The following is a 14,687-nucleotide window of genomic DNA, read 5'->3' as shown; positions in this document are numbered from 1 at the left end:
GTTATGGCCTTCAAGATAGATCCGAACATCAGCTATGCCGGGACGTTGCGCAGCGAGATGCACTATGCGCTGACGCAGCGCAGGCCCGCCGGATATCTCATGCATCGTCTGCGCTGGAGGTGGCTACCGCGCCTTGGTCGGGTGTCGCGCTTTCCGGAGCATGTGGATATCGAGACGTGCTCCGTGTGCCAGCTTGCGTGCCCCATGTGCTTCCAGACCGTGCGCAAGGACATTTCCCACGGTTTCATGGATTTTCCGCTCTTCGAGAGAGTCATGGCCGAGGTGGCGGGGCGCAGGCCTTATTCGATCCGCCTGTCGTGGCGGGGCGAATGCCTGCTGCACCCGGAGTTCGCCCGCATGCTCCACCACGCCCGTTCGGTCTACGACGGGAGCATATCCTTCCTGACCAATAGCCTGCTGCTGGACGAGCGGCTCATGGAGCTGCTGGTTCGCACCCGTACCGATTACATCGTCATTTCCGCCGACGGCGTGGGCAGCACCTACGACAGCGTGCGCCGTCCCGGCGTGTTCGACGAGCTCGTCTCCCGCCTCGGACTGCTGGCGCAGATCAAGCGCCGCAATGGGGCCAGCTACCCCAAGGTGCGCATCAACGCCGTGGGCACATGGTTCACCCCGGAGGAGCGCGCGGAGTTCCTGCGCATCTTCGGTCCGTTGTCGGATCGCATCCTCATTGGCGAGATGCTGTCCAATTTCGCGGAGCATGTCCCCGCTCACGACGCCTCGGCCTTCTGCGCCTCGCCGTGGCAGCGGCTCCTGGTGGGGTGGGACGGTTCCGTGCACCCGTGCTGTTGCGACTACGCTGGGCTGTATCCCATGGGCAACGTCCGCGAGACGAGCCTCTACGACATCTGGCACGGCAAGCGTGCCCATGTTTTGCGAAAGCTCGTCGGCGAGGGGCGAAGGCTCGACCTGCGCCTGTGCCGCGAGACGGATTGCGGCGTGGACGAGAACGACAATGAGTGCTCCGAGGTGTTCATGGGGCTTCTTCGCGCGCAGGTGGTGCGTCAGCACGGGCTGAACAGCCCGCTCCTGCGCTATCTGGACTGCCGGGGCGGCGAGGTCTGCCCCCGAACCGGGAAGATGGTGGCGGCATGAGCTTCAAAATAGCGGCCATCCTCAACAAGCCGGAACGTGAGGCCCCGACCATGGACGCCATCCGCACCCACCTCGAACGCGAGGCCCCGGATTGCGAGATGCGGACATTCGCCTACAACGATGCGGACTACATGCGCCGTATGATCGCCTATGCGCCGAACGCGTTGGTGTCCTTCCCGTACACGGCGCGGACCACGTCCGTGCGCTCCTATGTGCTCAAGCATATCTTCGGGTGCTTCAACCTGTGCCTGCGCACGGAGGGGCAGCTCGACTACCGCAACGCCAACAAGAACACGTGGCTGGTGGGCATGGAGAACTACGGCCCGGACTTCGTGGACTATGAGATGTTCTGGAGCCGCAAGATTGCCGAGCTGACGGGGCAGGAGCTTGTGCGAACGGATAGGCTGTCCTCGTCGGAGCGTATCCGCGTGTTCGGCTATCCGCCCTACGAGGTCCATTTCCGCCCGTGGGACAGAGCGGAGGATACGCTTCCCGCGCATCATGCCGCGCGGCTCGATGCGCGGCCCCGCAGCCACGTGGCGCTGTTCATCACCAACTTCTGTTTTGCGGACTACAGCGCGCAGGACATCGTCAACGCGGGCGACCTGATCGATGTGAACGCCCCGGACGCTGGTGAGGAGCTGGCGGCGGGCATCGAGGGCGCGCGGCGCTGCGGAGTGTTCCGGCAGATGTGGATCGACGCCATTCTTCGCGCGGCCTACCGCAACCCGCACGCGCTCATCGTGGTCAAGAGTCACCCGGTGGAGCACATCATCTTCGGGCGCAAGGGGCACAATCCCTATGCCGAGGCTTTTTCGCGCATGGGGAACATCGTCTACGTCAGCGAGCCGGTGCGCATCGTCGATCTGCTCGTGCGGGCCGGGCTGTTTTTGCATTACGGGTCAACCTGCCTTGCGGAAGCCTGCCTGCAGGGGGTGCCCTCGGTGTTCGTTACGTCCGAGGAACTCTATGGCGAGGGGCGAAATCCCGCCAACCCGAATTTCTACTTTCACGACTCGGGCTGGGAATCGACCCTGCGTGCGGACATCGCAGAAATCCCGGAACTCATTTCCCGGCACATCGCACAGCCGATGCCTTTCGTGATGACGGAGCGCATGCGCACGGTGCTGCTCGACGTGTTCAACATCGAGACCGGGCATCTGGATGGCACGCGGCCCTATGTGCCCTCGGCGGACATCGCGCGGTTTCTGGCCGGGCTTCAGGGCGAGCGTCCCCAGCGACTGGCCTATGACGATCCGCATCTGCGCTCGGCGCTGGCCAGCGGGCGGTTCGTGGCGTTGGACGCGCTTGTCCATGCCGGGGTGGCCCACATCGAGGCGGGCGAGCATAAGGCCGCGCTGGATATCCTCAATCGGGCGGTCATTCTGGCCGGTCCCCTTGGGGTGGAGGTGCCCGCACTCGAAGAGCTTCGCGCCGTGTGCATGAACGGATTGGGACTCGGCGCGCAGGCGGCGCGTCTTCTGGCCGCGAAACGGGCGGGCGGCGGTGTGCCCCGCAATGCGAAGAATCCTTTGCCGGGAGGACGATCATGAGCGAACTGGCCTACAGCCATCACGAACCCACCGATCAGGTGCGCCTTATCGCCTACAAGGACATCGACGCCATCTTTCGCGCCCAGTTCGGGCAGGCGTACGACGACTACCGCCGCGACTGGTACGCCGCGCAGGATGGACGGCGCATTCCCGAGTTTCCCTTGAGCCTCGATTTCGAGACCAACAACTTCTGTAACCTGCGCTGCCGCATGTGCCTGTTCTCCACGAACTTACATCCGGATTCCGGCGGCAGGCACGGCTTTCTGAAGCCGGACCTCTTCCGGCGGCTGGTGGACGAGGGGCACGAGCACGGGCTGCCCGCCATGACTTTTGGCTTCGAGAGCGAATCCCTGCTTAATCCGGACCTCGTGGACATGATCACCTACGCCCGGCAGCACAGCGTGATGGATATCCGCGTGGGCACCAACGGCATGCTGCTCGATGACGACATGGCGCGCCAGCTCATCGACTCGGGACTGACGCGCCTTGAGGTCTCCGTGGACGCCATCCGGCCCGAGACCTATGCCGCCGTGCGAAAGGGCGGGAATTACTATCGCCTGCTGCGTAACATTTTCGGCTTTCTGGAACGGCGCGAGGCCGCAGGCTCCGTGTTTCCCCTGCTGCGCGTGAGCTTTCTCAAGCTGGACGCCAACCGCGACGAACTGGCGGATTTCATCGGTTTCTGGCGGCACGTTGCGGACTACTTTTCCATTCAGAACCTGCTCGATTACGAGATCATGGACTTTGAAAACAGCCTGCCCACACAGGGCGAACAGGCGGCGCAGCGTGACTTCCGGTGCGCCAAGATCAACCAGCGAATGTACGTGCGCTACAACGGGCAGGCCCTGCCCTGCGGTTACGTATTCGGCTGGGAGGGGCTGAACCTTGGCGACCTGAATGCCGTCAGTGTTCGCGAGGCGTGGAATTCCCCGAAGTTCTCGGAACTTCGCCGGATGCATATGGCCCATCGCTATATGGACAACGAATACTGCCTGCGCTGCGTGTCGCATACCACCACGGGCGGGCTCATGGTCGAAGACGAACTTGGAAGGAACGAATGAGCGAACCACGCAAGCTCTGGTTCGTGGGGGATTCCTCGGCGTCGGGCATCGGCCTTGGGCGTGAGGTCTTTCCCCGGCGGCTGGTCGGGCTGCTCCGCGACGCGGGGCGCGGCCCGGTCGAGGCCGTGAATTGCGCCGTCCCCGGCTTCACCAGCACGGACGCCGCCGCGCTGATTCATGACCTCTCCGGTGCCGGGGAGATAGGTCCCGGTGCGGCCGTGGTGTTTTACCTCGGCAACAACGAACTGGCGGCGTCGGCGTACAAGGGACGCTACGGCGGGCTGCGGCGCTGGGGGCGGGCCTTGCGCTCGCTGGTGCCGAATTCCGGCGGGCTGCGCAGGCCCGCTGGAATGTGCGAACTGCATTTCGAGGATGTGCCGCAAACGCCGAGCGTGGCCAATACGCTGGACGATTTCCGCTGCAACATGGACCGTGCCCTGCGCGAGGTGCGCCGGACCGGTGCGCGCGCGGTGGTGGTCGTGCCCGTGGCGAATCCGGACTTTCCCCACGGCGTGGGGCTGGCCAATGCCGCATGGTTCAAGACCGTGGGCGTGCGGGACCGCATCTCGGAGTTCCTGGGGCGATGGTACGAGCCGCAGGGCGAGCATCAGGCGTGGCTCTTCGGCGGGGTCGTGGCCATGGAGAAGGGACGTTGGGCCCTCGCCCGCGAGCATTTCGCGCAGGCTGCGCACTCGGAGCAGGCTTGCGTGCGCTCTGCCGCGCTGAACAATCTGGGCACGGCCCTTGCCGGGCTTGGGCAACTGTCGGACGCGCGGTTCGAACTGGAGCGCGGACTGGCCGAGCATCCGGAGTACGCGCCGCTCTATCTCGCCAACATCGCGCGGGTGTGCAGGATGACGAATCGCGACGGGGAGGCCTGCGAACTGAACGCGCAGGCCTACGAGTCCGACGCCTCGCTGTACCGGGTGCGCGAATCCGTACGCCGGGCGGCGCTGGACGTCGCGGTCCGCAACGGGGCCGGAATCGTGGATGTGGCGGAATATGCCGACGCCGCGTCGTTCGTCGATTACTGCCATCCCACGCCGGAGTTGCACGAGCGTCTCGCCGGGGCGGTCCTTGCCGAGTTGCACGGTTTCGCGCCGGAGGGCGGACTCTGCGCCTACCGGACGTGGTTCGTCAGCCCGGACGCCTATTCCGGCCGCTGCGGAACGCTGCTCGACTACTACCTGATCGACCGCGACGAGGCGGACCCCGGCCAGTGCTTCGCGGAGTTCATGGAGACGGCGGCGGTGGACGTGCCGGGCGGGGACATGCTGGCCGAGGCCTTCACGGGCTTCACCCGCAGCGCGTTGGCCCATCCGCTCTTCGGGCATGGGGCGGATTTGCTCACCGTTGCGCCGGAATACTGGTTCGAGGTCTTGAGCTTCCCCGAGTTTCACACCTACCGAGTCATGAGCGCCTATATGGACGCGCTGGAGCAGGCGGGGGAGGGCGGCATCCTCGGGCAGTATGGCAATTTCGATTTTTCCTCGGCGGCCTACGCCTCGCTGGTGCTCATGAAGCGCCCACGCGCCCTGCCGCGCGAGGTAGACATGAGCCTGCCCTACGCCGCGCGCCTCGTGGACAATGTCCGAAATGCCCTGCGCGAACTGGGCCGGGCAGCCGTCGATCCGGAAGTGCGGCGGCGGACGGTGATCTACTGGTACACGCGGGAGTCCTTCCGCTACGGCACGCACTCGCGCCCATCCATGCTGATCGACGCGTGGGGCTACGAGCGGGCCATGGAGGCGCTTCTGGCTGCGCTGGCCATCTGGCGTACGGCGGATGCGGGCGCTCTATTCGATGCGGGGCGTGTCGCCCTCGACGGGCTGGCCGCGCACGTGGAGGGGCTGTCGCACGATTTGTGGATGGGCGGCGGCGTCGGGGATGCCAATGTGCGCAATATGGCCTTTCTGGCGGGCTTTGATCTCGAATTGCAGGCGCTGTCGCATTTGGCGAACGGAGGCGCGCGGTGAGCGGATATCTCCTCGCCGGGGCCGTGATTGGCGGCGCGTGCGTGGTGGAACTTGCCGCGCGTGCACTGTGGCGTGTCGTGGTGCCCCGTCGCAGGCGGATGTTCATCGACTACCTGCTGACCGGACGTGCCGGGGAATTGGCGGAGGAGGACCGTGAACTGTCGCGTCCTTCGCTCATGCGCTATCGCGGCCACCCCTTCACGGCCTTCGAGCCGGATCCGGATTTCGTGGCTGCGGGCGGAGTGCGCATCCACAACAACTGCTCGTTTCGCGACAGTGTCGACTACACCCGCGAGTATGTCGATTCCTTTGATCTGCGCGTGTATCTCGCCGGGGGAAGCACCGTTTACGACACCTGCGTGGACGACAACGCGCAGACCTTCGCGGCGCTCCTGCAGGACGAGCTGACCCGGCGCACGGGCCGCAGGGTGAAGGTGTTCAACGCCGGGGTCGGCAATTTCACGAGCTTCCAGTCCTTTACGCGGCTGGCGGCATGGGCCGACTTCCTGCGGCCGCATGTGGTGGTGGTCTATCAGGGCATAAACGACATCACGCCGTTTCTGTACACGGACGTTCCGCCCAAGGGGGTGCGGCCGGACCTCGCGCATTCCATCCGCCCGCTGTGCGTGGCCGAGGTGCGCGACAGGCTGCCGCGCTCGGCGCGCTGGTCCGGACTGGTGCGGCTTTTCGCGGCGCTCGCCGTGTCGGACGAGGATTTCAACATCCGCTTCCACACGCTTGGCGGCTCACACAAGGTCCACCACATCGGCGATGACACGCAGTTCGCGCTGGACCACATCGCCCAGCGCATCGACTACGGCATCATCCGCTCGCACTACGAGAATATCGTCGCGCTATGCCGCTTCCGGGACATTCCCGCGCTCTTCCTCACCGAGCGGCTCATGGAGGGCGGGGAATGGTATCGCCCGTTCCTCGATCGCATAAACGACATTGTCCGCGAACTCGATCGGCACGAGGGCTGCCACGTGCTGGATTTCGACCGGCTGTTTCCGGCCGATGCTGAGAACTTCGTGGATGCCATGCACTTTTCCGCCCGAGGCAACGAGAGCCGCGCCGGATTTGTGGGCGCGCATCTCGCCGGGCTCTTCACCGCAGGCAAGGAGGCGGCGACATGCTCGCAAGACTGAAGGCCATGGCGAAGCGCATCATCAACGCGCTGTTCCGGCGGAATAGGCCGAAGGACGGCGATATCTACCCCCTGTATTGAAATGGTGGATTACGATCTCTTCGCGCAGGCCATGGGGCTGGACATTGGCGTGAGTCGCCGCGAGAACGCGCGGCTGTTCGAGCTGCTCTCGCGGCGGGTGCCCCTTGTCGTGCATCGTTTCCCGAGTGGGGCGGAGCACAACGGCTGGGTGGTCCCGCACGACTGGCGCGTCCAGCGGGCGCAGATACGCCACGGCGGGCGCACGGTGTTCGACGGCACCTGCCATCCGTTGGCGGTGGCGGGGTATTCCTCGTCCTTCGCGGGGACGATTCCCAAGGCCGAACTCGATGCGCACGTCTTCCACCGCAAGGATTTCCCGGACGCCTACGCCTTCCACTCCATGTACAACTACCGCCCGTGGCAGCGGCATTGGGGATTCTGCGTGCCGTATGCCGAGTATGCCACTTGGCCGGACGGTGACTACGAAGTGCGCCTCGAAACTGAATTGGCCGAGGGCGAGATGCTGGTGGGCGAGGCCTTTCTGCCCGGCGAGAGCGACCGGACGGTGGTCTTCAACGCCCACACCTGCCACCCCCGGCAGGCCAACGACGACATGGCCGGGGTCTTCGCGTTGGTCGATCTCTTCGAGAGGCTCTCGCGGCGCAGACGGCACTGGTCCTATCTGTTCGTGTTCGCGCCGGAGCATGTGGGGACGGTGTTCTATACCGCCTCACTGTCCGAAGAGCGGTTGCGGTCCATACGCCTTGGCGTGTTTGCGGAGATGCTTGGGACCGCCGGGCCGCTGGTGCTGCAACGCAGCTTCCACGGCGATTCCCTCGTGGACCGCGTGGCGCGCCACGTCCTCGGCGCGCTGGAACCTGACTTCGGCGAGGGCGAATTCCGAAGCGTGGTCGGCAACGACGAAACGGTGTGGGAGGCTCCGGGCATTGAGATACCGATGATTTCCCTCTCGCGGTGGCCGTATCCGGAATACCACACCAGCCGCGACAGTCTGGACATCATCCGGCGCGACAGGCTGGATGCGGCGGTGGATGCGCTGGAGGCCATGGTGGACGTGCTGGAGGAGGACCGCGTGGTGACGCGGCGCTTTACCGGTCTGGTGGCGCTGTCCAACCCGCGCTACGGCCTGTACGTGGAGCGCCCGGACCCGGTGGTGGACAAGGGCCTGTCGCCGGAGGAACTGCGTTTTGGGGCCATGCAGGACCGCCTGCCGCGATATTTCGACGGATCAAGGACCATTTTCGACATCGCCGAGGAGTTCGACGTGGACTTTTCGAGGCTTCACGACTATTTGGGCCGCTTCGAGGACAAGGGACTGGTGGCGCTGACGCGTCCGTCCGTCCTCGACCGCGCGCCCGTGCCCCCTCGCGGGGCGGGGAGGACTGATGCGTTCGCCTGAGGATGCGGTGAAGGCCTGCTACGCCACGTGGAGCGACAGTTACTACGAGGACTACTATTCCGGCGCGGCCGCGTATCCGCCCGTGCACCGGGACATCCTGCGCTCGCTTCTGGCCGGGGGCGGGGGGCGCACGCTACTCGACGCGGGCTGCGGCCCGGCATCGTTCCTGCGTGACGTCACCGACATGGGCATGGACCTCTACGGCTTCGACCTCACGCCGGAGATGGTCGCCGAGGCGCGGCGCGTGCTCGCGCGCGACGGGGTGCCCGTCCGCAATCTCTGGCAGGGCAGTGTGCTCGACGCCGCAGCCTTCCGCGCTCCGGACGGGGGGCCGCGTGCCTTCGACGCCGCCGTGTGCGTGGGCGTCTTGCCGCATATCCCCGAAGGCACGGAGGATGCGGTGTTCGCCAATCTGTGCGATGCGCTGCGGCCCGGCGGATTGGCCGTGGTGGAGGCGCGAAACGAGCTTTTCGCTCTGTTCACCCTCAATCGCTACAGCCGGGATTTCTTCATGGACCGGCTCATCCGCCGTGACGAGACCCTGCGCGAGGCTGGGGCCGAGAGCGGGGCGCTGTGCGCGGCGTTTGACGCTCTGGAGTCAATGTTTCGTACGGACCTGCCGCCGGTACGCACGGGGCGCGGGGGCGAGCCGGGCTATGACGAAGTGCTCTCGCGCACGCACAACCCATTGGAACTGCGGATGCGTTTCGAGCAAGCGGGCTTCGCGGACGTGCGCACGCTGTTCTACCATTTCCACTGCCTGCCGCCCATGCTGGCCGAGGTCGCGCCGGAGTTCTTTCGGGAGCGCAGTCTGTCCATGGAGAATCCCGAGGACTGGCGCGGGTACTTCATGGCATCGGCCTTCATGCTCGTCGGGAGGCGCACGTGATTCGCGACGACGGCTACCGGGCCTACTGCACATGGGAGCACAGCGCGGCGCTGCGCGAACTCTATGCGGCGCGTAGCCGGGGTGAGGCCGAGGAGATGACCTGCCACGCGCAGGCTGCGGAACTGCTGGCCGCACACGTGCGGGCTGGGGACAGCGTGCTGGACGCCGGTTGCGGTAGCGGGGCGTTCTGGCATTCGCTGGTCCGGCGCGGGCTGGACGTGCGCTACGTCGGCATAGACGCCGCATCCTCGCTGGTGGCCATTGGCCGCGAGATCATGCCGGAGTTCGGCCTTGCGGCGGAGAATCTTCGCGTGCTGCGCATCGAGGATATGGCCGGGGAGGTCGATCACGTGGTGTGCCTCAACGTGTTGAGCAATATCGACAACTACCACCGGCCTCTCGAACGGTTGCTGCGGGTGGCGCGGCGCACGCTCATCCTGCGGGAATCGGCGTGGGACGGGCTTGCCGTTTATGCCTACGTCCGCGACAGGCATCTCGATTCCGGCGTGAAGCTCAATGTGCATGTGAACACCTACAACGCGGCGGAACTTATGGACTTTATGCGCGGATACGGCTTCGAGGTCGCGCGGATTCAGGATCGGCGCACGCAGGGACGGGCGGAGACGGTTATCGGCCACCCGCACTACTGGACCTTCTTCGTGGCGGTGCGCACGGATACAAAGGGGGCGAAATGAGCAGAATCTGCGGCATCGTCCATCCCGGCGACGCGTCCACGCGGCATGAATTGCTGCGCGGGATGTTGGATAACGTGCGGGTTCCCGCGCACAGACGCGAGCGCGTGCTTAACGGCGCACGTGCGGCGTTCGGGTGGACCGGCGTGGAGACTCCAAATGCCGCCGAACGCGGTGGGGTTCTCGCCGTCGTGGACGGTATGGTCGTGAACCGCGAGGAGCTTGGGGCCAAGGGGAACGACGCGGCGCTCGTCATCGACCTTTACGCCCGCCATGGCTTCACCGCTGCGCTTGAGCGCCTGAACGGGGATTTCGCTATCGCGCTGTTCGACGTTCCGCGTGGCGTGCTGTGGCTCGGGCGGGACCGCTTCGGTGTGCGGCCCCTGTATTGGACGCGAAGCGCAGGGCTGTTCGCCTTCGCGTCGCGTCCCGGTGCGCTGGCGCATTTGCCCGGCGTGCCGACTGACGTGAACTGGACCTATGCCGCGCTCTTTGCGGCGTCGCACTATCGGACCTTCGACAACGATCCCTCTGCGTCGCCCTATGCGGCGGTGCACCAGTTGCCGCCTGCATGCGCGCTACGTGCGCAGGCCGGGGGCGAGCGCGAATGCCGCTGGTGGACGCTGCCCGACGCGCCGGAATTCACCCACAGCGAACAGACGCTGGCGCAGCGCTACCGCGACCTGTTCCTTGATGCCGTGCGTCTGCGCGTGCGCGAGGCGCAAAGCCCAGCTTTCACACTGTCCGGCGGCATGGATTCCTCGTCGGTCCTCGCGGCGGCAGTGCATGGGGACGGTCGGCAGCGGCATGCCTTCTCCGCCGTATATGCGGACCCGACATTCGATGAATCGGCGGATATTGCGCCGCTGGCCTCGGCGCTGGCCTCGCGCTGGCACCGTGTGCCGGTCGATGCGCCGGACGTGTTCGCGCTGGTGCGGGAGATGATCGCGGCGGGGGACGAGCCGGTGGCCACGGCTACGTGGCTCTCGCATTGGCTCCTGTGTCGGGAGGTGTCCCGCCACGGGTTCCGGTCGCTGTTTGGCGGTCTTGGCGGGGACGAGCTGAATGCCGGGGAATACGAGTATTTCATTTATCACTTTGCGGACCTGCGCGCCGCCGGACGGCGCATGGATATGGCCCGCGAGATAGCGGGCTGGGTGCGTCATCACGATCACCCCGTGTATCGCAAGGGCAGCGCCATTGCCGACGAAGCCATGGAGCGCCTGACCGACCCGGCCCGTCCGGGCCTGTGCCGTCCGGATCGTGCGCGTATGGAGCGCTACGCCCGTGCGTTGGCACCGGGCTTCTTTGATCTCGCCGCGTTCGAGCCGGTCATGGACCATCCACTGCCGACATGCCTCGGCAATCGGACATGGCAGGACATGACGCGGGAAACGCTGCCCTGCTGCCTGCGGGCCGGGGACCGGAACTGTGCGGCCATGGGACTGGTGAACGTGCATCCCTTCCTCGATCATCGGCTGGTGGAGTTCATGTTCCGCGTGCCGGGCGATCTGAAGATTCGCGATGGCGTGACCAAGGTCCTGCTACGTGAGGCCATGCGCACGATCCTGCCGGAGCCGACGCGTACCCGTGTGACCAAGACTGGTTGGAACGCCCCGGCCCACGTGTGGTTCGCCGGGCGGGATGGGGAGAAGCTCATGGACATGGTGCGCGGGCGGGCATTTCGTGAGCGCGGCATCTACAATCCCGCAGAGGTGGAGCGCATCGTGCAGGAGCACCGGGCCATCGTGGCGAGCGGCGCACCCGGCGAGAATCACATGATGTTCCTGTGGCAGGTGCTCAATCTTGAAACATGGCTTGACTCCCTTGGCTCGTCCGTCCTGCCGCAGGGTAGCGCGGCCTTCGGAACGCAAGGGGAAACTAATGCCTGATATGCTGCCCACTACCTTCGCCGTGGAGACCGTGCTCGGCTGCAACCTGCGCTGTCGCGAATGCGCGGTGGGGTCCGGGCTGGTCCGGCGGCGGCACGGGATGATGAGCTACGGCGACTACGAGCGCATCGCCGAACGCATCCGCCCGTTCAGCCGGTATCTCTATCTGCACCTGTGGGGCGAGCCGATGCTCAACCCGGACATCATCGCCATGATTCGCCACGCCTCGGCCTACACGGCCACGAACATCAGTACCAACGGCAACACGCTCGACGCCCGCAAGGCGCGGGAACTTATTACCTCGGGCGTCACGGACATCATCGTGTCCATAGATGGCGTGTCGCAGGAGGTGTACTCGGCCTACCGCGTGAAGGGCGAGGTGGAGCGGGCGCTGGCGTCGCTGGTGATGCTCCAGCGCTTCAACGCGGAACTGGGGACCGGGGTGTCCATTACCCCGCAGTTCATCGCCTTCGAGCACAATAGACACGAGATGGCGCTCTTTGCGGCCTTCTGTCGGGATATCGGGCTGGAGCCGATGTTCAAGGCCCCCTACATCCGCGAGGGGTCGAGCCTGAAGCCCTCGGGAATACAGGGATTGGAGCGCAGGCGTAGCGCTACGCCACGCGGGCGCATCCGGGCCATGAGCGCCTGTCCCAACGCGCGCAACGTGTTCACCATCCTGCTCGATGGCTCCGTGGTTGCCTGCTGCTACGACCACGACGGCGTGACAACCTTTGGCAACATTTTCGAAAGCGATGTGATGGATATCTGGAATGCCCCGCACTACCGGGAATTTCGCGAACGCATTATCAACGGCGACGCCCCGGACTTCTGCGTGGGCGAGTGCCTGATGTATTGACGAGGTACCCCATGCGCGAGTCCGAACTTCTCAAGGTCAACCTCTGCTGCGGTCCGGTGCTGCTCGACGGCTGGGTGAATGTGGACGTCAATCCCGGCGCGGACGTGACCCTCGACCTCGAACGTGCGCTTCTGCCTTTCGCCGACGGCAGCGTGGGCGTTCTGGCGTGCATTTCCGCCATTAACTACTTCGACCGCCAGCGCGCGCAGGAGATCATAAACGACGTGCACCGCGTGTTGGCTCCCGGCGGCATCGCGCGCTTCGCCACGCAGGACCTCAACGTGCTGGCCCGCCACTATCTGGAGCGCGACACCACGTTCTGGTTCCAGGCTGGGGCCAACGGGGAGCAGCGCTTTCCCGGCGAGACCTTCGGCGAGAAGCTCAATGAGTTCTTCTACGGCTTCTTTTCCGGAGCCAAGCACTGCAAGCAGGTCTACGACTACGAGTCCCTGCGGCTCCTGTTCGAGAGGGCCGGGTTCACGTGCATAGAGCAGCGCGACTATCGCGACAGCCGCATTCCTGAGGTGGACCGCATCGACAACCGCCCGGAGCAGATGTTCTTCCTTGAGGCCGTGAAGGGCGGAGGAACTTCGGCCTGCGCGGGGAAGGGCGAATCGGCCCGGCACTTCGCGGACCGTGGCGCGGCGCGTATGGCCTCGGGCGAGGCGGAGCAGGGCTGGCAGGACATTCTGCATGCTCTCGACATCGACATCACCGACCGCGCCGCCGCGCTGACGGCGCTCAATATCATTCGCAGGGATGGTCGCCCCGAGGACGCACTGTGCCTCATTCATGAATTCCTTGCCGAGGCCCCGGACGACAGGGTCTTCCAGCGCATGCGGGCCAGTTTCGAGGAGGTCGCCGAGTCCGAGGGGCCGGGCGCGCAGGCACTCGGCAATGCTCGCCGTCGGCTGGATGCGCTGAACGAGCGCGAGAACCGCATCCTCTCGCACCGTCAGCACCTCGACGCATGCATGAACTGGCTACGCCGGGCCTACGGGGCCACCGCTGATGATGGCGTGAGCGCCGCATATTTTATGGACCGCAAGGAATGGGATGTCTCCTACCCCGAGACGACGGGGTACATTATTCCGAATTTCCTCGCCTATGCGCGAATTACGGGCGATCGGACATGGTTCGATATGGCCGTGGATATGGGCGACTGGGAGGCTGCCATCCAGTCGCCGACCGGCGGCGCGGGCGAGCCGATCGGCGTGTTCCATAGACGGCCTCGCGTCTTCAACACCGGGCAGGTCATGCTTGGGTGGATGGCCCTGCACGCCGCCACCGGGGAGGCGCGATTCCTCGAATGCGCCGTGCGGGCCGGGGATTTCGTGGTGCGCAACCTTGAACGCGACGGGCGCTGGATCAACTATACCTACGCAGGACCGAAGACCTACAAATCCCGCGTGGCATGGGCGCTTTTGGAACTGCACGAGCTGACCGGCGACGATGCGCCGCTACGCGCGGCGGTTCGCTCCGTGGAGTGGATTGTTTCGCGTTTCAGGCCCGGCGGCTGGCTGGAAGATTGCAGCCTGCACGATCCGCATATGCCACTGACGCATCTCATCGGTTACGCGCTTGGCGGGCTACTTGAAATCGTGCTCAAGGAGCCGCGCGGCATCGAGGCTGGCGTGGTGCTGCCACATCTGCTTGCAGCGGCGGACCGCTTGGCGGGCATTGTGCTGCGGGGACGAGGCGAGCGTACGGGCTCGCGCTTTGGCGTTTCCGCCACCTTCGACCCACAGTGGCGGCCCGGTGTGCCGTGGTCGTGCGTGACAGGGAACGCGCAGTTGGCGTGGTTCTTGTATAAGATGTCGGTAGTGACGGGAAACTCCGGATTCCGTGCGGCGGCGGATAGCCTGCTGGACGACGTGAAGCGGCTGCACCTCGTGGACGGGGTGGACGATGCGCAGCTTCGCGGTGGACTTCCCGGGGCGGACCCCGTGGGTGCGCCATACTGCCCCTATTCCATTCCGAACTGGGGCGTGAAGTTCTTCGCGGACAGCCTGCTGCAACGCCTCCTGCCCGAGGCTCAGCTTAAGTATCTTGGATGAGGTG

The 14,687-nt window shown here is 65.4% G+C and carries 11 protein-coding genes; all 11 read left to right on the top strand.

The window, feature by feature from the left end; all coding sequences use genetic code 11:
- The first annotated feature begins 3 nt into the window (after positions 1-3).
- The 11 genes from GGQ74_RS03670 to GGQ74_RS03620 all read left to right on the top strand — a co-directional run bounded on the left by GGQ74_RS03670 (position 4) and on the right by GGQ74_RS03620 (position 14,683).
- Entirely contained in the window at positions 4-1,116 is a 1,113-nt protein-coding gene (locus GGQ74_RS03670) for a radical SAM/SPASM domain-containing protein (protein ID WP_167940172.1), read from the top strand.
- On the top strand, positions 1,113-2,669 hold the full coding sequence (locus tag GGQ74_RS03665) for a glycosyltransferase family protein (RefSeq protein WP_167940171.1): 1,557 nt from the start codon (positions 1,113-1,115) through the stop codon (positions 2,667-2,669). The genes GGQ74_RS03670 and GGQ74_RS03665 overlap by 4 nt, the downstream gene beginning before the upstream one ends.
- Positions 2,666-3,730 (top strand): radical SAM/SPASM domain-containing protein, encoded by a 1,065-nt coding sequence (locus GGQ74_RS03660; RefSeq protein WP_167940170.1) that lies wholly within the window; start codon positions 2,666-2,668, stop codon positions 3,728-3,730. The genes GGQ74_RS03665 and GGQ74_RS03660 overlap by 4 nt, the downstream gene beginning before the upstream one ends.
- Positions 3,727-5,706, top strand: a complete 1,980-nt coding sequence (locus GGQ74_RS03655) for an SGNH/GDSL hydrolase family protein (protein ID WP_167940169.1) — start codon at positions 3,727-3,729, stop codon at positions 5,704-5,706. Before GGQ74_RS03660 ends, GGQ74_RS03655 begins: the two co-directional genes overlap by 4 nt.
- The gene (locus tag GGQ74_RS03650) at positions 5,703-6,854 is read left to right on the top strand and encodes a GDSL-type esterase/lipase family protein (protein WP_167940168.1); all 1,152 of its coding nucleotides are present in this window, start codon (positions 5,703-5,705) and stop codon (positions 6,852-6,854) included. The genes GGQ74_RS03655 and GGQ74_RS03650 overlap by 4 nt, the downstream gene beginning before the upstream one ends.
- Before the next feature lie 81 nt (positions 6,855-6,935).
- The gene (locus GGQ74_RS03645; protein WP_167940167.1) at positions 6,936-8,294 is read left to right on the top strand and encodes a DUF4910 domain-containing protein; all 1,359 of its coding nucleotides are present in this window, start codon (positions 6,936-6,938) and stop codon (positions 8,292-8,294) included.
- Positions 8,281-9,183, top strand: a complete 903-nt coding sequence (locus tag GGQ74_RS03640) for a class I SAM-dependent methyltransferase (RefSeq protein ID WP_167940166.1) — start codon at positions 8,281-8,283, stop codon at positions 9,181-9,183. The genes GGQ74_RS03645 and GGQ74_RS03640 overlap by 14 nt, the downstream gene beginning before the upstream one ends.
- Positions 9,180-9,878 carry a methyltransferase domain-containing protein gene (locus tag GGQ74_RS03635; RefSeq protein ID WP_167940165.1) on the top strand — a complete coding sequence of 233 codons (699 nt, stop codon included), beginning with the start codon at positions 9,180-9,182 and terminating at the stop codon, positions 9,876-9,878. The genes GGQ74_RS03640 and GGQ74_RS03635 overlap by 4 nt, the downstream gene beginning before the upstream one ends.
- Positions 9,875-11,767, top strand: coding sequence for an asparagine synthetase B family protein (locus GGQ74_RS03630; protein ID WP_167940164.1), 1,893 nt, complete (start codon positions 9,875-9,877; stop codon positions 11,765-11,767). Before GGQ74_RS03635 ends, GGQ74_RS03630 begins: the two co-directional genes overlap by 4 nt.
- The gene (locus GGQ74_RS03625; RefSeq protein ID WP_167940163.1) at positions 11,760-12,626 is read left to right on the top strand and encodes a radical SAM protein; all 867 of its coding nucleotides are present in this window, start codon (positions 11,760-11,762) and stop codon (positions 12,624-12,626) included. Before GGQ74_RS03630 ends, GGQ74_RS03625 begins: the two co-directional genes overlap by 8 nt.
- A gap of 11 nt (positions 12,627-12,637) precedes the next feature.
- On the top strand, positions 12,638-14,683 hold the full coding sequence (locus GGQ74_RS03620; RefSeq protein WP_167940162.1) for a methyltransferase domain-containing protein: 2,046 nt from the start codon (positions 12,638-12,640) through the stop codon (positions 14,681-14,683).
- Positions 14,684-14,687 lie beyond the last annotated feature (4 nt).

The organism is Desulfobaculum xiamenense (assembly GCF_011927665.1).
Lineage (GTDB): Bacteria > Desulfobacterota > Desulfovibrionia > Desulfovibrionales > Desulfovibrionaceae > Desulfobaculum > Desulfobaculum xiamenense.
This window is presented reverse-complemented; position numbering and strand designations above follow the sequence as displayed.

Excerpts from the sequence above, each read along its gene's own strand:
- GGQ74_RS03670 (WP_167940172.1), top strand. The coding sequence starts at position 4 with ATGGCCTTCAAGATAGATCCGAACATCAGCTATGCCGGGACGTTGCGC.
- GGQ74_RS03665 (WP_167940171.1), top strand. The coding sequence starts at position 1,113 with ATGAGCTTCAAAATAGCGGCCATCCTCAACAAGCCGGAACGTGAGGCC.
- GGQ74_RS03660 (WP_167940170.1), top strand. The coding sequence starts at position 2,666 with ATGAGCGAACTGGCCTACAGCCATCACGAACCCACCGATCAGGTGCGC.
- GGQ74_RS03655 (WP_167940169.1), top strand. The coding sequence starts at position 3,727 with ATGAGCGAACCACGCAAGCTCTGGTTCGTGGGGGATTCCTCGGCGTCG.
- GGQ74_RS03645 (WP_167940167.1), top strand. The coding sequence starts at position 6,936 with ATGGTGGATTACGATCTCTTCGCGCAGGCCATGGGGCTGGACATTGGC.
- GGQ74_RS03640 (WP_167940166.1), top strand. The coding sequence starts at position 8,281 with ATGCGTTCGCCTGAGGATGCGGTGAAGGCCTGCTACGCCACGTGGAGC.
- GGQ74_RS03630 (WP_167940164.1), top strand. The coding sequence starts at position 9,875 with ATGAGCAGAATCTGCGGCATCGTCCATCCCGGCGACGCGTCCACGCGG.
- GGQ74_RS03625 (WP_167940163.1), top strand. The coding sequence starts at position 11,760 with ATGCCTGATATGCTGCCCACTACCTTCGCCGTGGAGACCGTGCTCGGC.
- GGQ74_RS03620 (WP_167940162.1), top strand. The coding sequence starts at position 12,638 with ATGCGCGAGTCCGAACTTCTCAAGGTCAACCTCTGCTGCGGTCCGGTG.